General features: G+C 53.7%; 20 protein-coding genes. 16 read left to right on the top strand and 4 right to left on the bottom strand.

Features of this window, described 5'->3' with window-relative positions; all coding sequences use genetic code 11:
• Nucleotides 1-5: 5 nt before the first annotated feature.
• Nucleotides 6-668, bottom strand: coding sequence for a BON domain-containing protein (locus tag M6D89_RS12385; protein ID WP_253968394.1), 663 nt, complete (start codon nt 666-668; stop codon nt 6-8).
• Nucleotides 669-974: 306 nt separating this feature from the next.
• Between M6D89_RS12385 and M6D89_RS12380 the strand changes: the two genes are divergently transcribed.
• The 5 genes from M6D89_RS12380 to M6D89_RS12360 all read left to right on the top strand — a co-directional run bounded on the left by M6D89_RS12380 (nt 975) and on the right by M6D89_RS12360 (nt 3,373).
• On the top strand, nt 975-2,063 hold the full coding sequence (locus M6D89_RS12380; protein WP_253968393.1) for an AI-2E family transporter: 1,089 nt from the start codon (nt 975-977) through the stop codon (nt 2,061-2,063).
• A gap of 135 nt (nt 2,064-2,198) precedes the next feature.
• Nucleotides 2,199-2,363 carry a DUF1328 domain-containing protein gene (locus M6D89_RS12375; RefSeq protein WP_472924534.1) on the top strand — a complete coding sequence of 55 codons (165 nt, stop codon included), beginning with the start codon at nt 2,199-2,201 and terminating at the stop codon, nt 2,361-2,363.
• Between the two features lie 53 nt (nt 2,364-2,416).
• On the top strand, nt 2,417-2,710 hold the full coding sequence (locus M6D89_RS12370; protein WP_253968392.1) for a hypothetical protein: 294 nt from the start codon (nt 2,417-2,419) through the stop codon (nt 2,708-2,710).
• Between the two features lie 2 nt (nt 2,711-2,712).
• A complete protein-coding gene (locus M6D89_RS12365) occupies nt 2,713-3,165 on the top strand; it encodes a hypothetical protein (RefSeq protein WP_253968391.1) in 453 nt (150 codons plus the stop codon).
• The gene (locus tag M6D89_RS12360; protein WP_253968390.1) at nt 3,143-3,373 is read left to right on the top strand and encodes a hypothetical protein; all 231 of its coding nucleotides are present in this window, start codon (nt 3,143-3,145) and stop codon (nt 3,371-3,373) included. Before M6D89_RS12365 ends, M6D89_RS12360 begins: the two co-directional genes overlap by 23 nt.
• 67 nt (nt 3,374-3,440) lie before the next feature.
• Here M6D89_RS12360 and M6D89_RS12355 read toward each other — a convergent pair whose 3' ends face one another.
• Nucleotides 3,441-3,623: a hypothetical protein gene (locus tag M6D89_RS12355; protein WP_253968389.1), complete on the bottom strand. Its 183-nt coding sequence runs from the start codon at nt 3,621-3,623 to the stop codon at nt 3,441-3,443.
• 316 nt (nt 3,624-3,939) lie between these two features.
• Here M6D89_RS12355 and M6D89_RS12350 point away from each other — a divergent pair, with 316 nt between their 5' ends.
• The 7 genes from M6D89_RS12350 to M6D89_RS12320 all read left to right on the top strand — a co-directional run bounded on the left by M6D89_RS12350 (nt 3,940) and on the right by M6D89_RS12320 (nt 11,334).
• Nucleotides 3,940-5,268 carry a sigma-54-dependent transcriptional regulator gene (locus M6D89_RS12350; RefSeq protein ID WP_253968388.1) on the top strand — a complete coding sequence of 443 codons (1,329 nt, stop codon included), beginning with the start codon at nt 3,940-3,942 and terminating at the stop codon, nt 5,266-5,268.
• Between the two features lie 5 nt (nt 5,269-5,273).
• Entirely contained in the window at nt 5,274-5,486 is a 213-nt protein-coding gene (locus tag M6D89_RS12345; RefSeq protein ID WP_253968387.1) for a histidine kinase, read from the top strand.
• Complete coding sequence (locus M6D89_RS12340; protein WP_253968386.1) at nt 5,483-6,982, top strand: sensor histidine kinase; 1,500 nt, start codon at nt 5,483-5,485, stop codon at nt 6,980-6,982. The genes M6D89_RS12345 and M6D89_RS12340 overlap by 4 nt, the downstream gene beginning before the upstream one ends.
• Before the next feature lie 3 nt (nt 6,983-6,985).
• Nucleotides 6,986-7,429, top strand: a complete 444-nt coding sequence (locus M6D89_RS12335) for a response regulator (protein ID WP_253968385.1) — start codon at nt 6,986-6,988, stop codon at nt 7,427-7,429.
• Nucleotides 7,430-7,440: 11 nt separating this feature from the next.
• A complete protein-coding gene (locus M6D89_RS12330; RefSeq protein ID WP_253968384.1) occupies nt 7,441-9,366 on the top strand; it encodes a response regulator in 1,926 nt (641 codons plus the stop codon).
• Nucleotides 9,367-9,588: 222 nt separating this feature from the next.
• A complete protein-coding gene (locus M6D89_RS12325) occupies nt 9,589-9,762 on the top strand; it encodes a hypothetical protein (RefSeq protein WP_253968383.1) in 174 nt (57 codons plus the stop codon).
• A gap of 159 nt (nt 9,763-9,921) precedes the next feature.
• Nucleotides 9,922-11,334 (top strand): mechanosensitive ion channel family protein, encoded by a 1,413-nt coding sequence (locus M6D89_RS12320; RefSeq protein WP_253968382.1) that lies wholly within the window; start codon nt 9,922-9,924, stop codon nt 11,332-11,334.
• A gap of 45 nt (nt 11,335-11,379) precedes the next feature.
• Here the strand turns inward: M6D89_RS12320 and M6D89_RS12315 are convergent, their stop codons facing one another.
• Nucleotides 11,380-12,939, bottom strand: a complete 1,560-nt coding sequence (locus tag M6D89_RS12315; RefSeq protein ID WP_253968381.1) for an enolase C-terminal domain-like protein — start codon at nt 12,937-12,939, stop codon at nt 11,380-11,382.
• Between the two features lie 371 nt (nt 12,940-13,310).
• On the opposite strand from M6D89_RS12315, the gene M6D89_RS12310 reads away from it, so the two are divergent.
• The 4 genes from M6D89_RS12310 to M6D89_RS12295 all read left to right on the top strand — a co-directional run bounded on the left by M6D89_RS12310 (nt 13,311) and on the right by M6D89_RS12295 (nt 20,056).
• A complete protein-coding gene (locus M6D89_RS12310; RefSeq protein ID WP_253968380.1) occupies nt 13,311-15,125 on the top strand; it encodes a monovalent cation:proton antiporter-2 (CPA2) family protein in 1,815 nt (604 codons plus the stop codon).
• A 74-nt stretch (nt 15,126-15,199) separates the two neighbouring features.
• Nucleotides 15,200-16,321, top strand: a complete 1,122-nt coding sequence (locus M6D89_RS12305; protein WP_253968379.1) for an efflux RND transporter periplasmic adaptor subunit — start codon at nt 15,200-15,202, stop codon at nt 16,319-16,321.
• Entirely contained in the window at nt 16,321-19,434 is a 3,114-nt protein-coding gene (locus tag M6D89_RS12300) for an efflux RND transporter permease subunit (protein ID WP_253968378.1), read from the top strand. The genes M6D89_RS12305 and M6D89_RS12300 overlap by 1 nt, the downstream gene beginning before the upstream one ends.
• Complete coding sequence (locus M6D89_RS12295; RefSeq protein ID WP_253968377.1) at nt 19,427-20,056, top strand: CerR family C-terminal domain-containing protein; 630 nt, start codon at nt 19,427-19,429, stop codon at nt 20,054-20,056. Before M6D89_RS12300 ends, M6D89_RS12295 begins: the two co-directional genes overlap by 8 nt.
• Here M6D89_RS12295 and M6D89_RS12290 read toward each other — a convergent pair.
• Nucleotides 20,046-20,732 carry a hypothetical protein gene (locus tag M6D89_RS12290; RefSeq protein WP_253968376.1) on the bottom strand — a complete coding sequence of 229 codons (687 nt, stop codon included), beginning with the start codon at nt 20,730-20,732 and terminating at the stop codon, nt 20,046-20,048. The genes M6D89_RS12295 and M6D89_RS12290 overlap by 11 nt on opposite strands.
• Nucleotides 20,733-21,158: the final 426 nt, after the last annotated feature.

The following is a 21,158-nucleotide window of genomic DNA, read 5'->3' as shown; positions in this document are numbered from 1 at the left end:
TGCGTTTACGAGGCAATTTTCAGCTGGTTGACTACCTTCACAACGTCCTCGCGCTTGGTGACAATTGCCTCGGCGAGTTTGCGCTGAGCATCCGTTTTTACGGTGCCTGAAAGTGTGACTTCGTCGTTATAGGTGTCCACGTCGATGGACATGCCGTTGATGTTGGATGAAGACAAAAGCTCGGTTTTAATAGCAGCGGTGGTGGTAATGTCTTCCATATACTGAGTAAAGTCGCGCCCTTTTTCCTCGTCGGTACTAGATGCCAACTGATCATCGACGGTTAGTTGGTTGTCGACTTCATCGATACCTTCAATGCCCATCGCGACGTTTTCGGCCAGCTCTTTGTCGATTTCGCTGGATACTTCGCCCTTGAGGGTGGCGGTATCATTGTCCACAGCGATGTCAATATCGAACGGGTTGAGGTGTTCGTTTAACACCAGTGCGGTTTCCAGCTTGCTTTCAATCCAACCGTCGCGAAAAGCCTCTTGGGTGTTGTCCCAGCTCTGTTCGCTGTCCTGTTTAAATTCCTCCCAATATTCATCGGCATTGCGCTTGTCGTCATAGGCTGTTGTGCCATTGGCGCCGATTGCGGTGGATACCGTAAATGCACTCACCAGCGCGACCGAAGTAACCGGGGCGATAAATTTTTGAATCGATTTGCGTTTCATGAGTGTTCTCCTAAAAATTCAATATCAAAAAAAGCGGGTCAGTGATTAGTCTGCCCTGGCTAATGCGCAAATCGTGCCAGCTGCGTAAAGCCGCGTTGATACAGGTTAACAGCCTGTTAAGTGCCCTGCGGGGAATAAAACGGGTGCAAAAGATACACGCACTTTTGTAATTCGGTCTTTGAGCCTGTGTGGTACTCGTTGTGTTATCAAAACTAAAGACGGGGAGCAGGGTGGTACGAAACTCGCATTCTCGTTGGCTTATATTTCATTTATTAACTGTGATTCAGTCATCAAAATAGGCCCTGCATGAATACTCAAATGGAGATCAATAACGGAGCGGACGTAGAGTCCGGGCACGCCTCGAAGACATTAAAGATTCTCGCGCTGCTTGCGGGGGTGTATACCCTCTACTTTGCGCAAACACTTTTGGTGCCGGTTTGTGTGGCGGGTTTTATTGCGCTGTTTTCCAGCCCAATTGTGCGTTTTTTGCTAATTTTTAAGATTCCTCGTCCTCTGGGTGCCGTGTTAGTCATTAGTGCTCTGCTCGTAGGGGTGGTCTACTCCTTAGGTTTGTTGGCTGATCCGGCGAGCCGCTGGCTGCAAGTGGTGCCGCAAATTACCGAGCGACTCTCTTCAGAGGTAGCAGAACCGCTTAAATCATTGCGCGGGAGCGTCGGCGCCGCGAGCTCTGAGGGCGAGTCCATTGAGCAGGCCGTTAATTCCACGTTTCAGGGCGTATTTTCGGTGCTGGCCGAAACTACCATGCTGTTTGCCGTGCAGGTGGGTGCCATTATTGTTATCACCTATTTCTTTTTGGTGTTTGGCGACGAGCTGATGCGCAATACGGTACGTGCGCAAAGCTCTTTTGCACGCAAAAAAATGACGGTGGTGATGTTTCAAGCTATTCAAAACGATGTCTCTCGTTATGTGCTGGTTATCTCTCTTATCAATGTCGGGCTGGGGGTGGCGACTGCCGCCGCTATGGCCGCATTGGGGGTGGAAGACGCAATGCTTTGGGGCGCATTGGCGACCATTCTAAATTTCGCTCCTTATGTCGGCCCCATGCTGCTAGTGGTGATTTTGACCGGTGTGGGTTTTATCGAGTTTTACGAAATCTTTTACGTGTTGTCGGTGCCCGGCGCGTTTTTGGTGTTGAATTTTATCGAGTGTCAGTTTGTGACTCCGACCCTGTTAGGGCACAGGTTTAATATGAATCCTTTATTAGTGGTTTTATGGATGTTTGCCTGGGGGTGGCTGTGGGGTGCCGTGGGTATGCTGATAGCCATTCCGTTGCTGGTTTGCTTTCGTATTCTGGCTACCCATCTCGACCTAGTGGGCAGTTGGGTGAAAGTTTTGAATGGTGGCTTTGCCCCCTCCCACGAAGCGTCTGAATAGAATGTAAAAAAGTGCGCAAAACGTGCAGGCTTTGCAAAAAAGAGTGCAGTTACCCTGTGAATTCCTTGAAAAACCGCCGTTTTAAGTTGGCACGACAATTGAGAGTAAAACCTTGAAGTCCTCAAAAGGAGAAAGATGATGTTAGGTTACGCTATTTTGTTCTTTGTTATTGCTTTAATCGCCGCCGTGTTTGGTTTTGGCGGTATCGCCGGTGCAGCAACAGGAATTGCACAGATCTTATTTGTAATCTTCCTTGTGTTGTTTGTGCTGTCTCTGATCTTTGGTCGAGGCCGTCGCTAGCGCTGACGACTACACTATTTAAAAAGTACTGATAACCCAACAGGAGTTTTACTATGGCTAAGCAATCAACGACTGCGACTACCCCCAATGCAGAAGCTTCAGTATCAGAGGCTTTTGATAAAATCAAAGATGCCTCATCCAGTGTGCGTGATGCCGTGGGTGCGGTGGGCTCGGCAGGTGCTGCGTCGGCTCGTCTTAAAGCCGAAGAAGGGCGAGTCAAAGCGCGCGAGTACGGTGAGCAGGCCGAGAGCTACATGCGCGAACGTCCGCTGGTTACGGTGGGTGTCGCCTTCGCCGCAGGCTGGTTGGTGTCGCGCTTGCTGAGCGGCTCTAACAAAGGCCAGTAAGCGTGAGTAACGAGCGTCAAGAGTCGCCCCCTCGCGAGGACACCGCGCCTCCCGAGGGGCGCTCTAATTCTCAGCTGGGGCATGAGTTCGATCGCATGATCGACTTGGGCGAGCAGACCCTGGCGCTGGCAAAAGACGGCGCCGACTTGTTTCGCCTGGAGTTTGTTTTAGCGCTAAAGAGCATTCCCAAGGCAATCGCGGTTTGGCTGCTCACTTTGCCAGCACTGCTGTTGGTATGGCTGAGCTTTTCTGCCATGTGCGCCTGGGGGGCTTACGAGTGGAGCGGCGTACCGCTTATTGGTTTTGCTGCGCTGTTTTTGCTGCAGTTTCTATCGCTGATTATTCTTCATTTGGCCTTGCGAAAGTATCAGCGGCGCCTAGGTTTTCCGTACACGGTAGAGAGTGTGAAAAAATTCCGTCAGGAGGTGGCCAATGCGACTGCAAAAACAGATTAAGTTAAAGCATCAGCGTTTGCAGGCCCGCGGCGTTCATTTGCGCGAAACTGTGCGCCAAGACGGCGACATAGATGCTTGGGCAGTGCTCAAGTCAGTGGCTTGTGGGGCTTTTTGTGCAGGCTTCGTCTGGCAGAAGTTGTCCCCCAACGGCAAGGTTTCAAAATTGACTAAGCGGATGGCAATGACCAGCGTTTTTCAAGCGTTTTAAGTTAGTTTAATAAGCCGGGCCCGCAACACGGGCCCGGCTTTTTGATGTCTGATATAAAGAGCGCTGATTAACCACGAGGTTTGCTCAGCCGACGAAACAGGCGTCGAATCAGGTCTTGGGGACCTTGGCCGGCTGCCATGCTCGATTGAGCCGAATTATGGCGTGACAGGGATTCGGCACCCGTGGCATCGGCACCGCCAATACCTGCCAGATAAGTCAAGGTTTTGCTGCTGGGGGAGGGACGATTCATTGTACTGCTCCTGAGGTTCGTTTAGACTCGACAGACTTTCCATAGCAATCGCTATGCCAGCTAACCTATTAGCCTAGTTGCTAACGCGGTTGGTTTATAGCGGCGCAAAGCGCTCAGGTTAAAGGCGGCGCAAGAAGTATCGCTTTGGCTTCAAGCGAGTCATCTTGACCCGAAGGATTACGCACCAACATTAGACTGTGCACTGTCATAAATAGTTATACGAACCAGGTGGCAAGGTGGTATAAATCGCAGTGTTTACAACCAACCTGTAAGAAAGGCCGCAATGTACGGCCAAGCACGAACAAGAGGGGATAACGTGGCAAAAGTACTACTGGTAGACGATGACCAGGCTTTTCTTGACGCCACCAGCGAATTGCTCAGTATGCTGGGGCATTCAGTTGTGGTGGCCAGCTCGGTAGCCGAGGCGCAAGAGGTTGCCTCGGGCCGGGTTTTTGATCATGTGATACTTGATCTGATCCTGCCCGATGGCAGTGGCTTACACATTCTCGATGACCTGGAAAACGGTGATACCACCAACGTAACACTGGTAACCGGGCATCCGTCGGTCAAATCGGTGGTTAAGGACCTTTACGGTCCCAATATCTCCTATCTGATTAAACCCATTGATTTAAAGCAGCTGCAAGGCCTGCTGGACAGCCCAGTGGCGAAAAAGCCCCGTGCCGAAGGGCGCTCTGGCCTGCATTTTGGTCATTTGGTGGGCGAATCGGCCTCCATGAAAAAGCTCTATGAAATGATCGAGCGGGTAGCCGAAACCAAGGCCAACGTGATGCTGATGGGTGAAAGCGGGGTCGGTAAAGAGGTGGTGGCCGGGGCAATACACTACGCCAGCCAGCCCGAGGGGGCGTTAGTTCCCGCTAACTGCGGCGCCTTTGCACGCGACCTGATTTCCAGTGAGTTGTTTGGCCACGAAAAAGGCGCTTTTACCGGTGCCAGCCACCGCAAGGCTGGGGTGTTCGAGTTAGCCCACAAGGGTACCTTGTTTCTCGATGAAATTACCGAAATGCCGCTCGAGCAGCAGCCCAACCTGCTGCGGGTACTAGAGACGCAAAAGCTGACGAGGCTGGGCGGGACCAGTGCGATTGATGTCGATTGCCGGGTGGTCTCGGCCACCAACCGCACCGAGGTTCAGCTGGCCGAAGAAAACTGCCTGCGCGAAGACTTGTACTTCCGCCTTGCGGTGTTTCCTATTTACATTCCGCCATTGCGCCAGCGCCTGGAAGACATCCCCCTGCTGGTAGAGCACTTTCTAGCCGATTTTAATCGCCAGTATCAAGATGACATTGGCGTGGATCAGGCGGCGATTGAGCGTTTACAGTCCTACGATTGGCCGGGCAATGTTCGCGAGCTGCGTCACGCCGTTCATCGCGCCTATATTATGGCGGACCGTGACAGCAAAACCCTGGTTCTGCCGGACGACTTATCATCGCCTTTCTCCAAAACGGGTGAGAATCGTATGTCCGGGATTACCGTGGGGAAAACCGTTGAAGATGTCGAGCGCGAGCTGATCGAGACCACTTTGCAGCATCTGGACGGTGATAAAAAGAAAGCCGCCGATATGCTGGGAATTAGCCTGAAAACCCTGTACAACCGACTCAACAGTTACGCTGAGCAAGAGGAACGGTGAGTGACATGAACGAACGCGTTAAGCAGTTAATTCACGACGCCCGCAATCCGCTCAATAATATTTCGGTGAACGCCGAGCTGGGAAAGCTGGCGCTGCAAAGTAACTCGGATATTGAGCGTTCGGTGGCCGCATTAGATGTGATACTGCAAGAGTGTCAAAGGTGTAGCCAAACGCTGCAAGAACTGGCGGATACGCTGGGCTCGGAGTCCGATAAGTGAGTGCGAGGAATAGTTTTAAGTCTATCGCCTTACCCAGCAAACCCGGTTTACTTGTGCTCGCCGCCGTGGTGGTTTTTTTTAGTATCAGCATGGCTTCGGCGTACCGGTCTATCGGGTTGATGCATGAAAACAGCCAAAGCGTGACCAACACGCTGCAGGTGATGGGGCTAATCAAAGACCTGAAAACCGAGCTACTGAGTGCCGAGAGCGGGCAGCGAGGCTACCTGTTAACCTCTGAAGGACAATACCTCGAGCCCTACCACGACGCCCTGGCAAAGCTCGACTTGCTGCTGGCGTCACTGGCCGAGTCCACCACCGAGATGGAAGTGCAAAAAGAGCGCTTTGCTCAAGTGCACAAGCTCGTGCGACAAAAAGTGGATGAAATGCAAGAGGTGGTGCAGCTGGTCCATGAGGACCGCCGCGCCGAAGCCAATCGCTTGGTGCGCACGGACTTGGGGGTAAACCTCAGCCGCCAAATCGAGCAGCTGATCTCGCAAATGGAGTCTGATGAGCGGGCCTTGTTGCACCGCAATCGCATGGTGGAGAGACAAGATCGGGAGTTTATTCTTAAAGTCCTGGTTGCCACGAACGTTATCGGGTTGTTGTTGGCGCTGGGTGTTTTTGTGGCTGTGTTGCGACACAATCATCGCGTAACGGCCCTATACGAACGTATTGAGCAGGCCAATAACGAACTGGAAGATAAGGTCGAAGAGCGCACCCTGGCGCTGCAGCAATACTCGGAAGAACTACAGCGCAGTAATCGCGAGCTGGAAGAGTTCGCCTTTGTCGCCTCTCACGATTTGCAGGAGCCGCTGCGCAAAATCCGAGCTTTTGGTGACCGCTTGCGCCAGAAGTACAGTAGCGAGTTGGGTGAGCGCGGCGCCGATTACGTCGAGCGGATGCACGCCGCCTCTGAGAGGATGTCGCAACTCATCGATGATCTTTTGAGTTTTTCACGGGTTTCCACTCGTCAGCAACCTTTTGAAACGGTGGACCTGAACCGAGTTATGCTGGGTGTTCAAGAGGACCTGGAGTACGCTATTGAGGATGCCGGGGCTAAAATTGATATTGACCCCTTACCCACGATGGACGCCGATGCCTCGCAGTTAGGTCAGGTTTTTATGAACCTGATTGGCAATAGCATTAAATTTCGGCGCCCGGATGTTCCCATTCATATTCAGGTGCGCGCCGATACCGGGTCCGAATACGCAGTGGAGCTGGGGTTGGATGAGACGCCGGGCGACTGGTGCCGATTACGGTTTATTGATAACGGCATTGGCTTTGAGGAACACTATGCTGACAAGGTGTTTAACCTGTTTCAGCGTTTGCACGGCCGGGACGAGTACGCGGGAACCGGTATTGGCTTGGCATTGTGCCGAAAAATTATCGAGCGTCACGGCGGCGTTATCGAAGCTCAGAGCACCCCGGGAGAGGGTTCTGAGTTTATTATCCGCTTACCATTAGAACAAACTAAGTACGATCCCATAGAGGAATAAAACATGAATGCGGACAAAAAAACTTTGATCATCCTGATGGCGGATGATGACGAGGATGATCGCCTGTTAACTCACGAGGCGTTGATAGAAAGCCGGGTACTGAATGAGCTGCATTTTGCCGAAGACGGCGTTCAATTAATGGGATATTTACGCGGTGAAGGCGTTTACGCCGATCGCGAAAAATACCCTTTACCGGGCTTGATCTTGCTGGATCTTAATATGCCCAAAATGGATGGTCGTGAGGCGCTGGCGGAAATGAAAAAGGACCCGGTGTTAAAGCGCATTCCGGTAGTCATTTTGACCACGTCAAAAGCCGAAGAGGACATGCTTAAAGGTTATGATTTAGGCGCCGCCTCATACATTACCAAGCCGGTGACCTTCGATGTGCTGGTAGAGCTAATGCGCACCCTGGGCAAATATTGGGTGGAATTCGTCGAACTACCTTAGAAAGATACATTATGTATGGCGTAAACCTACTCATTGTCGATGACGATGAGGACGATTATCTACTTGCGCGGGACTTGCTAGAAGAGATTTCCCGCGGTCCTTACCAGATTGATTGGGCCAGCAGTTATGACGCTGGCCGTTCGATGTTGGCTGAAAATCGACACGACTTGTGTCTGATGGATTATAAACTGGGCGCGCAGGATGGTATTGAGCTGTTGCGCGAGGCCCAGCAAATTGGTTTTACCGGCCCGATCATTCTGCTAACCGGCATGCACCAAGGTGAGGTGGATATGCAGGCGCTGCAGGCGGGCGCCGTGGATTATCTGGTTAAAGACAATCTTGGCGCCGAGCAGCTGGCCCGCTCTATTCGCTACGCCTTGGCCCGCCGGGAAATGGAACACGAGCGCGTCGAGCGCTTAAAAGCCGAAGCCGAAAACCGCTCTAAAAGTGAATTTTTGGCCCACTTGAGCCACGAGTTGCGTACGCCGCTGTCCGCTATTTTGGGCTTTACCGAACTGTTAATTAATACCAACAAAGACGATGATTCGTTGGGGCACTTGCGCGTTGTACACCGCAATGGCAAACATTTGTTGGGTCTGCTAAACGATATTTTGGATTTGTCCAAAATCGAAGCGGGAAAACTCGAGCTGGAGATTCAGCCGGTTTATTTATCGTCGTTTCTAACCGACGTTTATTTTTTGATGCACGGCGCGGCTATCGACAAAAGCCTGCAGCTTAAGATGGACGTTCCCGAGCCTCTCAGCCACCAGATCTACACTGACCCTACACGTTTGCGTCAGGTGTTATTAAACCTGTTGGGCAACGCCATCAAGTTTACCGACTTTGGGGAAATCACACTGCAGGTGCGGCCGCAAGATGTCGATGGCCGAGAATGCCTGGCGTTCGCGGTGATTGACTCAGGGGTGGGGATCAGCGAAGAGGCGCTCAAAACGATTTTCGAGCCCTTTGTGCAAGATAATGGCACCTACAAAGAAACCAAGGCCGGAACCGGATTGGGGCTGGCGATTAGCAGGCAACTGGTGCAGCGCTTGGGAGGCGATATTCAGGTTCAGAGCACCCCAGGCAAAGGCAGTCGGTTCGAGTTCACAGTGGACGTGGGCGATATTTCCCAGATGGAGCGACGGGTATTTTCTCTGGAGTTTGAAGCGGAACGCTCCCCCTCCACCGACCTCGCGCCTTTACGGGGCAAGGTGCTGGTGGTAGATGACTTGCGTGATATTCGCCTGCTAATCGGCCACTTTGTTCAGCAGGCGGGGTTAGACGTAGCCTATGCCCGCAATGGCGAAGAAGCTTTGCGCCTGGTGGCGCTCGAGAAGGAAAAGAATGCCCCGTTCGACATTATTCTGATGGATATTCATATGCCGGTGATGGGTGGCCACGAGGCGGCGCAAAAGCTGCGTCAGACTGGGCTGGAACAACCCTTAATTGCCCTGACCGCCGCGCACATGAAAGGTGATATGGATCGCTGTCTGGAGTCGGGTTTTACCGCTTATTTAAGTAAGCCAGTTGATCAGCATCAGCTGTACACCACTTTAGCGCATTATCTTCCCGCTGCCGAGGCCGATGACGACGCTCAGGCGATGGGCGCTAGTGTCTTGCTGATTGAGGATGACCCCGATGCGCTAAAGGCGACGTCCAGCTTGCTGGAGTTGTTGGGCTGGCGTGTCGCACAGGCTTTAAATGGTCAGGAGGCTATGTCTCAGCTTCAGTCCTTACGTCCCGAAGTTGTCTTAATGGATCTGAACCTGCCGGACACCACCGGTTACGAGTTGGCGGGCCGCATTAAGAATGTGGCGCCAGATTCTCGAGTGATTGTTCTCAGCGGGGAAGCCGTCGCTCAAGATAGGGCGGAGGCTTCGGGTATCGACGGTAGTTTCCTTAAACCCGTATCTCTGCAGGATTTAAAGTCAATTTAGCCTTGTTTTTGTAATTCTTGCATGTGTCGTGCAGCTAGGCCGTTACCCATCGTGGCTTACGGCAGGTGTAAAGCCTTAAGAATACGGCGAATTCGTTGTTTTATCGCCGTTTTTAAGGATATTTAAAAGTTGGCACGCTTTAAGCTTGTATCCAGATGTAACGCTCGAGGGCTTTCACCCTCTCGCAATAACGATACCTACGAAAGTAAAAGGAGCTTGAAAATGACAATGTTCAAACGTTTGATGCTGATGATGATGTTCGCCCTGCCACTGGCCGCCTGTGACACCAATGATGGCCCTGCAGAAGAAATGGGTGAAAACCTCGATAACGCCGCAGAAGAAACAGGCGATGCTATGGATGATGCGGCTGATGAAGTCGAAGATGCCGTCAATTAATGTCAGCGAAGCAGTGTCTGGCGAAGATTGCTAAGGTTTTGCTAGACTGACCGCGAACAGCGGCCCAAACCGGGCCGCTGTTTTTGTATGTATGGAGCAAAGAGGTATTCGATTATGGACTTGCCCGGGTGTGGCGCCAACCCCCTACCAAGATTCCTCATGATTTTAGTATTACTTTTGGGGCTAGCGGCTAATCAAAGTGTTGAGGCTCAGATTCAGGCCATTGCCGAGCAGTTTACCCAAGAGTCTTCCTCAAGCAGTGCCAGTAGTGCGTCCAGCCGCGCCAGCGAGCAGGCCTCTAGCAGTGGCCAGTCGGAATCGGTCGGCGTGGATGTCAATGAAGTGATAAACGTCTCGGCGGTGACCGAGTCGTGGCAGAGCGTGGTAGAAAAATTTCTCGCAAGCTTCGGCTTTACCAGCAGTTGGTCGGCTCATGCGCTCGCCTCGGCAGTGGTCGGCGTTATCGCCTTTGTCATTATTATTTTAATTCGCGTGGGTAATCGGAAGCTGTACGGCAAGCTGCGCCAGCGCACCCGCCTGCCGGGCAATATCAAGCGTATTAAGCTGTATCACCGCTTAAGTAACTTCTCCCTTATTCTGCTCACAGTGCTGTTCGCCTGTTTGGCCCTGGTGGTGGTGTGGTGGGGCGATAGCTCCAACACAAAAATTGTCGAGGGAATAACCGGCTGGTCTACCCGCTTACTGAGTTTCACCATTGGCCTGATTGTCACCATGGTGGTGTTTGAGGTGGTTGTCACCGCCGCTGAACGCTACTTTTATCGGTTGTCCAGCCGCGGCAGTGCCCGCATTAATACGCTTTTACCGATTGTTCGCAATATCCTTTACGGCACCTTGGTGGTGATCTTTGGTATCACCCTGATTTCCGAGCTGGGGGTAGATGTCACGCCGCTGCTTGCCAGTGCCGGGGTGGTGGGTATTGCCGTGGGTTTCGGGGCTCAGGCGTTGATTAAAGATGTGCTAAACGGCTTTATTCTGATTTTCGAAGACCTGATACAGGTTGGCGATGTTGCAGGCGTCGGGGGTAAGACAGGTATTGTGGAAAAAATTACCCTGCGCAAAGTGCAGCTGCGCGATCTGGATGGGCGGGTATACACCGTGCCCTGCGGCGAAATTAAAGTGGTAGAGAACTACACCAAAGAGTTCAGCTATTACATGTTTAATGTCGGCGTGGCCTACCGCGAAAGTCCGGATGAAGTGATTGAGGTGCTCAAGGAGATTGGCGCTGAAATGCAGGAAGAGGATGAATACAAAGATCTGATTATTGAGCCCATAGAAATTCTAGGGGTTGATCAGTTTGCCGATAGTGCAATTGTGATTAAAGCGCGCATTATGACTAAGCCGATAAAGCAGTGGCAGGTGGGGCGAGAGTTTAACCGCCGCATGAAATACGCGTTTGATGAGCGCAATATTGAAATACCGTTTCCCCATCAAACGCTCTACTTTGGCGAAGACAAAGACGGCTCGGCGCCGGCCGCCCGCATTGCGGTGCAAGAGATGCCGGACGCCCAGGCCAGTGCCGCGAACGACGGTGAGGCGAGCGAGCAAAAGTAAGGTGACAGTTATGCCTGATGGGGCTAAGCCCTATCAGGCGGCGGGTTAAGGGCTAATCTGCCGCGCCAGCGGTTGCAGCGATTCGCTCTGCCAGGCGCTGCCGCCGGGAAGCTGGTATTGCGCAAGGCCCGCTTCGGTGTAGTCAACGCCCACCCCCGGGGCCGTGCACATTTGGTAGTGGCCGTTAACCACCTGCGCCGGCTGGGTAAAAATCCCTTCGTGCACGCTGCGGGTGGGTTCTTCGACAAACTCGAGAATGTCTAGTTGCCCGTTGCCATTGTCTTTGCCAAACAGCGCCTGCTTGATTGCCTGCACATGGCGTACGCCCTCGCACAGGCCAATGCCGCCAGCGTGAGGACAGATACGAACCCGGTGGCCATTGTTTCGTGCCTTTTGCGCCAGCAGCAAAATCGCCAGGTTGTCGGCAATACCCGCCACCCGGCAGTAGTCCATTTGCAGAACGGGTAATGAGGCGCTGCCCTGGGCAGGGTCGGTGTAGGCAAAGAGTAGATCTTTAAACACACTGGGGCAGCTGGCCTGTTCGCCCGTGGATACCGGCGCTCTTAAGGGCGGGTTTAGGTCGTCAAAGTCCCGCTGTAAGGCCTGCTCGATTTGAATGTGGCCGAGCGCCGAATGGGGATTGGTGGGCTCTTCAAACCACTGTATCTGGTAGGTGGGATTAATGGCGTAAAGCCCGCGGGCCAGATGGCGGATAAATACGATAGCACTTTGAGGATCGAATATTTGGTTGCTGTCTACCGCCACGGTCATTTTGCTTGCGCGCCTATCGTTTTGCTCAATAGTGCTAAAGACTGCGTTAAGCCGTTCAATGTCCTCGGCGGCGCTGCGCTCGGCCAGAGCATCGAGCTGGGCGCGGGTTAGCCACTGGCGCTCATCCACAGCTTGCAGGCGAGCTTGGGCGAAACCGGCACCGACCTTGACCTTAACCATAGGCCAGCCGCGTTCGCACAAAGATTGAACTTGCTCGCACAGGGTATCAATGGCAATGCCGCTCCAGCCGGCGGTATTGTAGGCCAGTAAGCCCTGGGCGTAGATGTCGTCGCAGCGCTCGGCTAAGCCGGTTTGTGCCTCTTGCAGCATGGCGAGTGCTTCGTCGGGTGAGAGCACATCGGCAATGGGCTCAAAGTCGATTAACGCCACCAGTTGCTCGGGCCCCAGGTTCAGTAATGCGTGCCAGGCTGGCAGTTGCTGCTGACGGCTGAACAGGTCCCAGAGCGCGTTAATCACCGCGCCAATCGCCATGCGCGACATGCCCACGCTGCCCAGCCAGGCGTAGTCGGGGTCCTGCAGCATTTTTTGGACGATGGTGGCAAAGTTAAAATCTTGGTGCAGCTGGCTCACATCTAAGGTCGGGTCAAGCAAAAAATGGCGCGCCAGTTGTTCGGTTAACTGGCACTGCTCTTTTAAGCCGCGACCGTTGGTGAAAATAATGCTGCTGCCCACTAGGTCGGGGTCGGAGGTAAACACCTGTAAATAGACGTTGGCATAAGTCGGGCCGCCTTGGGCGATATTTCGGGGGTCACCACCAAAGCCTGTAGGTGGTGCGGCAACGGCGGTAACGCGAATGTCGGTTATAGTGATCATAGGGAGAATAAACCTCCTTTGGGAATGTGTTAGGGCCTGTTAACACTAATTAAATGCAGCCTGTTGCGACTAAAAATTTGCCAATCAAGGCGCGAGGAGAGTGGTTTGGTTATTCCAAATGAACGACGAGCAAAGCTTACCGCATCCTGCTCTCGCGCCTCACCTGCGTCCATGCAGGCGACGCAGGGTGGCGGATTTTTAGCCGCAACCCGAAGGGCTGGAGCCAGTTTTGTTCCCAGCGTTGTTGCCGATCGCTTATTTGGAATAACCAAACTTCGCTCACGGCGCCTAGCTGGAAACAAAACTGGCTTCCAGCAGGCGCATTTAATTAGTGTTAACAGGCCCTAACAGTATAGAACGGAGTGATGGCAATGATTAATGCCCTAATTTATTTGTGCGCCGCTATTATCGCGGTGCCCTTGGCTAAGCGCGCGGGCCTGGGCGCGGTGCTGGGGTATTTGTTGGCCGGGGTTTTAATCGGTCCCTACGCTCTGTCGCTGGTAGGAGATCAGACGGATGTCATGCATGTCGCCGAGTTTGGCGTGGTGATGATGCTGTTTCTGATTGGCCTGGAGTTGCAGCCCAGCCGCCTGTGGGATATGCGCCGCCCGATTCTCGGGTTGGGCGGCTTGCAAGTGGTGCTGAGTGCCGGGCTAATCACCTTGCTGGTTATGGCGGTAAGCGATCTTGACTGGCGCAGCGCGCTGGCGATTGGTCTGGCTTTGGCGTTATCTTCCACCGCCATTGTGCTGCAATCGCTGCAAGAGCGCGGTTTGTTGAACACGCCGGCGGGCAACAATACGTTTTCGGTATTGCTGTTTCAGGATATCGCCATTATTCCCATCTTGGCGCTATTGCCTTTGCTGTCGAATGTCGCTAGCAGCGATTCGCCCATGGAAAGCCACAGCCTAATCGAGAGCTTGCCTGCCAGTGTGCAAGTGTTTATCAGCCTGACCACTATTGCCGCAGTGATTCTGGCGGGGCGCTTCTTAGCGGCGCCTATCTTTCGCAAAATTGCCGAAACCGACACGCGAGAAATATTTACCGCTTTTGCACTGTTTATTGTGGTGGCCATTACGGTGCTCATGCAGTCCATTGGTCTGTCGCCCGCCCTGGGGGCTTTTATTGCCGGGGTGGTTTTGGCCGATTGTGAATATCGCCATGAAATTGAAGCGGATATAGAGCCCTTTAAAGGTTTGTTGTTGGGGCTATTTTTTATCACCGTGGGCGCGGGCATTGATTTCGACTTGCTGCTGGATAAACCGGTGGTTATGGGTTTGTCCGTGGTGGGCCTGGTGGCGGCGAAGCTGCTGGTGCTTATGCTGTTGGCGGCGATTTTTAAAATGGGCAAGTGGCGCGGGTTACTGTTTAGCTTAGCTTTGGCGCAGGGGGGCGAGTTTGCCTTTGTGATTGTCGCGGCGGCCAACGCCAATCAGGTGTTTAGCCCTGAGGTGGGCGATTTGGTGATTCTGGTGGTGGCGCTGTCTATGCTGTTAACGCCGTTACTACTCGCTGCGTACGAAACACTCTTTTCGCGCACTGGGCGCAAGAAAAGCACGGCCAGTTTTGCCGATGAGAGTATTCCGCCCAGTGAGCATGTGATTATTGCGGGCTACGGACGCTTTGGTCAGATTATCGGCCGGTTGTTGTCGGCTCAGGGTTACCAGCTGACCATTCTCGATCACAGTCCGGGGCAAGTGGAGCTGGTGCGTCGTTTCGGGTCGCAGGTCTATTACGGCGATGCCTCGCGCAAAGATTTACTGCGCGCCGCGGGCGGTGATCAGGCCACTTTACTTATCGTCGCGGTGGATGAGCCCGAGCGCGCTATGCGTATTGTGGATACCGCCCAGCGCAGCTTTCCGCATTTAAAAATTTTAGTACGTGCCATCGATCGCAGCCACGCTTATAAGCTGATTGCGGCCAATGTGACTGGTTTGCGTCGCGAGACCTTCCATTCGGCCCTAAAGCTCGGGGTGGATGCCTTAAAAGAGCTGGGTTTGAGCACCGAGGCTGCCGAGCGGGCCGGGCAGTTGTTTGAAACCCACGATGAAAATTCACTGCGTAAACTGGCGCGGGTGTGGGGCGATGACAAAAGCTACGGCCGCGCGATTCGCAAAAATCTGGACGAGTTGCGCCGCGTGTTGCAGGAAGACGCGCAAAAACGCCGCGATGAGGACTCCCAGTGATTGCAAATTTAATCAAATGATTATATGTTAATCGTTTGATTAAATCCTATCCGCAAATAATCCCGGAGGTGGGAGTGAAGCCGTCATTTAAACAGTGGTCCCGGCTAGGGGTGCTCGTCCTGGGTGCAGCACTTATATCGGGTTGTAATGACAAACCGTCCTCAGCCGAGCCGCCGCAACCTCGCCTGGTAGATGCCGCCCAGGTTAAAGCGGCCAATGGCGCCAGTCAGGTAAGTCTTAGCGGCCGTTTACGCGCGGTAGAGCGCACCGTGCTCAGTTTTGAAGTGGGCGGTGAAATATCGGCCATCCACGTCGATGTCGGCGACGCGGTCGAGCAGGGGCAGGTACTGGCCAGCTTGAACGCCGAGCGCTATCAGCTGGTGCTCAATCAGGCCCAGGCGTCGGCCACCGAAGCGCAAGCTGCGCTGACGGAAAAGCAGCTGGACTTTGACCGGCTGCAAGAATTACAGGGAAAAGGGTTTGTCAGCAAGGCGAATTTGGATGCCGCTCGCGCCGCTCTGGATACCGCGCAATCGCGGCTCAGTTCTGCCCAGGCATCGGTCAGCATTGCCGAGCGCGATGTGGCTTTGACTCAGCTACGCGCCCCCTTTGCGGGCTCTATCAGCGATCGGTTGGCCGAACCGGCCCAGCGCATCAGCCCCAACGAGCCTGTGCTCGAGGCCATTTCCGAGCGCGGCGGTTTTGAAGTCTACACCCACGTGCCCGAGGCCATGGTCAGCAAGCTGGAGCGCGGCAGCGAGCAGCAAGTGGTGATCCCCGCGCTGGATAACGAGCGTCGCACCGCGATCATTGAGCACATTGGCACCCGTCCCGAATCATCCAACAATTACCCCTTGGTATTGGCGGTAGAGGGCGCCAGTAACGAGCTGCGCTCGGGCATGACCGCTCAGGTTCTGCTGTCTCCCGCTCGCAGCGCTGCTGCTCACCAGGGAACGCTGCTGGTTCCTTTAACCGCATTGGTACACGGTGATAACGAAAGTGTGTATGTGCTGCGCATAAACCCCGACAATACTCTCGAGCGGGTGGATATAGAGCTGATTGAGCCGCGAGTAAAACTGGCCGAGGTGCGCGGCTCTCTGATGCCCGGGGATAAGATTGTGGCGCGCGGCGCCGAGTTTGTTGCGCCGGGGCAAACAGTGGCGATTCTGGGCCAGGGACCGGAGCGTTTTAATTAATGAATATTTCCCAGCTCGCCTATCGCTATCGCCCGGTCCTGTTGCTGTGCCTGGTGCTTTCCGTGCTGTTTGGCCTCAGCAACTACTTCACCTTGCCGGCGCGCGAAGACCCCAAAATTATCATTCGCGAGGCTTTGGCTAGTACCGCCTTTCCTGGCCTCTCGGCAGAGCAGGTCGAAGAGAAAATTACCAAACCCCTTGAGGCGAGCATTCGCGAAGTGGGGCAGGTGGAGTCTATCCGTTCCACTTCCATGCGCGGACGCTCGTTAATTCATATCGAAATTCGCGACGAATTTTTTGATCTGGACCAAATTTGGGACGAGGTGCGGCAAAAAATTTCCACCGCCTATACATCCCTGCCCGAGGGTACGCAAAAAACGGTGTTTAACGACGACTTTGGCGATGTGGCCGTGGTTACAGCGGCGCTGTCATCCGATGTCTACAGCCACGCCGAGCAGTTGGAAATGGCCGAGCATATTCGCGCTGAGTTGTATTCCTTGGAGGGCAGTAAGCGGGTCGAGCTGTTAGGCGTCCAGGCCGAGCGGATTTATATTAATTTACCCGAGGCGCGTCTGGCAGAGCTGGGCCTGTCGCCGGGACAGTTAACCTCGCAGTTACAGCAGCGCAATATTTTGCCGCCCGCGGCAGAGATGGAGGCCGGCCCCCAGCGTTTTGCCGTACAGGTAAGCGGGGCCTATGACAGTTTGGATGATTTGGCCAACGCCGAGATTAAACTGCCCGGTACCGGCGGTTCCATACGCCTGGGAGATTTGGGCGATATCGAGCGCGGCTACCAAGAGCCTGTCAGCCAAACCGCCTATTTTAATGGCAGGCGGGCGATAGTCTTGGCGATTTCTATGCTGGATGGGCGCAGCGTGCTCGACTATGGCCATCAGGTCAAAGCAAAAATCGAGCAGCTGCAGCAAAGCTTACCCGCCGGCTACCAGCTGGAGATTATGACCTTTCAGTCCGAGCAGGTAGCCAACGCCGTCTACGGTGTAACCTCCAGTGTGCTGCAAACCCTGGCCATTGTGTTGGCAGTGGTCATTCTATTTTTGGGGGGGCGCACCGGGGTTATTGTGGGCTCATTAATCCCGGCGGTTATGCTGGTTACCCTGGCGATTATGGGCTTTATGGACATGTCGCTGCAGCGCATGAGCCTGGCGACGCTGGTTATTTCGCTGGGTTTGTTGGTGGACAATGCCATTGTGGTGGCCGAAGATTTTAAAACCCGACTGGAGAGCGGCGACTCGCGGGATGAAGCCTTGCGCACCACCGGTGCCGAGTTGGCGCTGCCACTACTGTCTTCGACGCTTACTACCATTTTAGTGTTTTTGCCGCTTATGCTCGCGAACCATGTAGCCGGGGAATACACGCGCTCTATTTCCATCGTCATCGCTATTACTCTGAGTACCTCGTGGTTTTTATCGCTCACGGTAACCCCGGTGCTGTGCCATCGGTTTTTAACCTTGCCCGCGCAGGCGCAGAGCAATACCAAGCTGTCTCTATCGGACCGACTGTTTCGTTTTATGAGCAGTCGTTACGACGGCTTGATCCGTCGCGCCCTGACCCACAGAGTTATTTTTTTACTCAGCATGGCGGGGCTACTGGTGGTTGGGGTGGCACTTATGCAAATGGTGCCGCAAAAATTTTTCCCCGATTCGGATCGCAACCAAGTATTGGTGTATATCGATTTTCCGGTGGATATTTCCCCGACCTTAGCCGATGAATCGGTGCAGCAATTAAGCCGGGAAATTCTCGACTCTGATTCGCTGCGCGAAGGCGTTGCCAGCGTGGCTGCCTATGCCGGTTTTGGCGGGCCGCGTTTTGTGTTGTCGTTAACCCCGATTGATCCAGCGGTAAACAAGGGTTTTTTGGTGGTAAATGTTCAACAGCGCGATCAGGTCGATGCCGTCATTCAGCGTTTGCGTCAGTATATGAGTCAGCGCCATCCCGAAATTCGCGCCCAGGTGGTTAAGATGTTTTTGGGGCCTTCAGACAGTAATTTGCTGGAAGTGCAAATTAAAGGCCCGGATCGCGAAGTCTTGTTTAATGCCGCCCGCGATGCCGAGGCCATACTCGCACGCCAACCCGGTGCGCAGGATATTAAACACAGCTGGGAGGCCCGGGTTTCGGCGTTGGATGTCGACGTAAACCAAGCCCAGGCTCGCGCGGCAGATGTCACCTCGGAAGACATCGCTCAATCCTTGGAAGGCGCCATAGACGGATACCAGCTGTCGCGATTTCGCGAGGGCGATAAGTTGATCCCCATCATGCTGCGAAACGATGACGAGGAGCGCAGCAGCCTGGAGCGTTTAAAATCTCTTACCGTGTACCCACTGGAATCCGATGGTCGTGGGGTGCCGCTCAATCAGGTAGCGGAAATAAAAATGACCAGTGGTTACGGTCGTATAGACCGCGAAAACCTGGTGCGTACCATTACCGTTCAGGCGCGCAGTACGCAGCTAACCGCCGAACAAATGCAGCCTAAAGTGGCCGAGGCGTTTAACGAGTTAGAGAAAACGCTGCCGCCCGGTCACTGGATTGAGTATGACGGCGTGGTCAAAATGTCGGCCGAGGGGCAGGCCGCCTTGCAGGAAAACCTGCCCATCTGCATTGGGTTAATCTTTATTTTACTGGTGGCACAGTTTAACTCCTTCAAGCGTCCGCTGCTGATTGTCGTCACAATTCCTTTGGTTATTGTCGGCGTAGCCGTAGGGCTGCTGGTGATGCGAGCCGACTTTGGTTTTATGGTGCTCCTGGGGCTATACAGTCTAGCGGGTATTATTATCAACAATGCCATTGTGTTAATTGACCGCATTGATATCGACCGCAAAGATCCCGACCTGCTCGCCGCCGAAGCGATAGTGAGCGCCTCAGTCAGACGGCTGCGGCCCATTATTATGTCTACGGTGACGACCGTTCTGGGTTTTTTGCCGCTTATCTTCAGTCGCGACCCACTGTTTTACGGCATGGCCAGCGCTATGGCTTTTGGTTTGGCGGTGGGGACGGTGATGTCGCTGTTGGTGGTGCCGGTGTTATACAGCTACGCCTTTAAAATATCGGTAGACAAGGTCGGCGATCAGGTTGCGCAGGGTACCCCCAATGACTGAGCGTGAAACCACCGAAGCCAAATTGTTGGAAGCGGGTATTGCCCTGTTCGGCGAGCTGGGTTTTAAAGCCACCACTACGCGCATGATTGCAGATAAAGCGGGCGCGAACATCGGTTCTATTGCTTATTACTTTGGTAACAAGCAGGGCTTGTACCTTGCCATTGTCGGGCAAATAAGCCGCCGCATCCTGGAAAAATTATCCTACGCGCAAATGCCCGATCCGCAGCCACTGAGCGCAAGCCAAGCGCGCGATATGCTGACCCAAACACTGCACCGTATGATTGATGTGTTTGCCACCGATGCCGAGGCCGAAAAATGGTTAATGCTGGTTCTGCGCGAACAGGTGTCGCCCACCCAGGCCTTCGAAGCGCTGTATGAAAACGCCTTCTCCCGTGTGCAGAATTTTTTATGTGTATTGGTGGCGAAAATCTGTGATGCCTCACCCCACTCCCGCGAGGTGATACTGCAAACCCATATGCTGGTGGGGCAGGTAACCTTTTTACTGGTCGGGCGCACGCCCTTGTTGCGGCGCCTGGGCAGCCAGCAAACAAGCCTGAGCCCGGCGGCTATGGAAAGTGCGAAAGCGATTGTCGCCCGGCAGGTGCAAACGCTTAACGTTTGAGGCGACGCTCCAGAGCCTGAATAATTTTATCGCCTTCGCTCTGTTGCTGATTACAGCCGGTTAAATACCAGTTGGTGGTAAAGCCCCGTTTATCTTCTACCTTTGAGCGCAAACACTTGCCTTCGCCCAGCTCCAGCCGTGTGCTGCCACTGATATCTGTATAGAATGTTGCCGAAGGCGCGGCGCGAGCAGCGCCGCCGGCCCGATTAAGTTTTGCTTGTAAACGAGGGTCAAATACGCTCTGAGTGCTGGGGTTTGACGCTGGAGACGGGGAGGTGGAGATTGGATGCTGGGTGTTTATCGGTTCAGCTTGAGCAGGTTTTATGGTCGTGCGAACCGGGTTGGGTTCTGATGGGGCTGTCTGTGTCTGGCGAGCTTTAACTGGCGATTTAGGGGCATCCTGTTCTGTATGCTGTATAACGCTTGGTGTTGTAGCGGGATTATCGGACACTCTAACCGGGGCAGAAACTTCCATCCGCTTCATTTTTACTTTCAGCGTAACGGTATTTGTTTCGGGTATTGGCTTAAGTTCATACAAACTCCACAGCCAGCCGAGAAGCAAGTGTGCTAAAATCGATATGGCTAACACCACCGTCCAGACACGAAAGTGTCGCCCAGGCGCGGGGGCAACATCGAAAATTCCGTCGTCAATGTCCGTGGCTCGAACGCCGTCCATAGTGTTTCCGTTATCTTTATTGCGTGACTTGGACAGAGGCAATTGGTAACGGTTCCGGTGAGCCTAGGGGCTAGGGGCTAGGGGAGCGGGCGTAGAGGGTGCTTCGCGGCGGACAATAAAAAAGCCGCTACCCAAAAAGATAGCGGCTTTTCGTATGGTGGGCCCGCGCAGAGAGGAGCAGTGGACCTGCCCCAGGGTTTTATAGAGAGGTGAGTCGGATGCTCTAACCAACTGAGCTATGGGCAATAAAAAAAGCCGCTACCTGAATGTGCGGGTACCCATAGTTTGGCCAGCAGTTGGTACCATAGTTTGGCCATTTTGAGATCGTATTTTAACGCTTTTCTGCGGGTTGAGTGATTTCTGATCAGCTTGAGAGCTAATTTTGCCAGCAGTCCCATATGGCGGCGAGGAAGGAGGCTTAGCTTT

The organism is Gilvimarinus xylanilyticus (assembly GCF_024195295.1).
GTDB classification, from domain to species: Bacteria; Pseudomonadota; Gammaproteobacteria; order Pseudomonadales; family Cellvibrionaceae; genus Gilvimarinus; species Gilvimarinus xylanilyticus.
Note: the sequence above shows the minus strand (reverse complement) of the source record. Positions and strands in the feature narration are given on the sequence as shown.

What these genes read in the sequence shown, in the direction of transcription:
- M6D89_RS12385 (WP_253968394.1), bottom strand. Translation starts at nt 668, where the DNA reads ATGAAACGCAAATCGATTCAAAAATTTATCGCCCCGGTTACTTCGGTC.
- M6D89_RS12380 (WP_253968393.1), top strand. Translation starts at nt 975, where the DNA reads ATGAATACTCAAATGGAGATCAATAACGGAGCGGACGTAGAGTCCGGG.
- M6D89_RS12375 (WP_472924534.1), top strand. Translation starts at nt 2,199, where the DNA reads ATGATGTTAGGTTACGCTATTTTGTTCTTTGTTATTGCTTTAATCGCC.
- M6D89_RS12370 (WP_253968392.1), top strand. Translation starts at nt 2,417, where the DNA reads ATGGCTAAGCAATCAACGACTGCGACTACCCCCAATGCAGAAGCTTCA.
- M6D89_RS12360 (WP_253968390.1), top strand. Translation starts at nt 3,143, where the DNA reads ATGCGACTGCAAAAACAGATTAAGTTAAAGCATCAGCGTTTGCAGGCC.
- M6D89_RS12355 (WP_253968389.1), bottom strand. Translation starts at nt 3,623, where the DNA reads ATGAATCGTCCCTCCCCCAGCAGCAAAACCTTGACTTATCTGGCAGGT.
- M6D89_RS12345 (WP_253968387.1), top strand. Translation starts at nt 5,274, where the DNA reads ATGAACGAACGCGTTAAGCAGTTAATTCACGACGCCCGCAATCCGCTC.
- M6D89_RS12335 (WP_253968385.1), top strand. Translation starts at nt 6,986, where the DNA reads ATGAATGCGGACAAAAAAACTTTGATCATCCTGATGGCGGATGATGAC.
- M6D89_RS12330 (WP_253968384.1), top strand. Translation starts at nt 7,441, where the DNA reads ATGTATGGCGTAAACCTACTCATTGTCGATGACGATGAGGACGATTAT.
- M6D89_RS12325 (WP_253968383.1), top strand. Translation starts at nt 9,589, where the DNA reads ATGACAATGTTCAAACGTTTGATGCTGATGATGATGTTCGCCCTGCCA.
- M6D89_RS12320 (WP_253968382.1), top strand. Translation starts at nt 9,922, where the DNA reads ATGATTTTAGTATTACTTTTGGGGCTAGCGGCTAATCAAAGTGTTGAG.
- M6D89_RS12315 (WP_253968381.1), bottom strand. Translation starts at nt 12,939, where the DNA reads ATGATCACTATAACCGACATTCGCGTTACCGCCGTTGCCGCACCACCT.
- M6D89_RS12310 (WP_253968380.1), top strand. Translation starts at nt 13,311, where the DNA reads ATGATTAATGCCCTAATTTATTTGTGCGCCGCTATTATCGCGGTGCCC.
- M6D89_RS12300 (WP_253968378.1), top strand. Translation starts at nt 16,321, where the DNA reads ATGAATATTTCCCAGCTCGCCTATCGCTATCGCCCGGTCCTGTTGCTG.
- M6D89_RS12295 (WP_253968377.1), top strand. Translation starts at nt 19,427, where the DNA reads ATGACTGAGCGTGAAACCACCGAAGCCAAATTGTTGGAAGCGGGTATT.
- M6D89_RS12290 (WP_253968376.1), bottom strand. Translation starts at nt 20,732, where the DNA reads ATGGACGGCGTTCGAGCCACGGACATTGACGACGGAATTTTCGATGTT.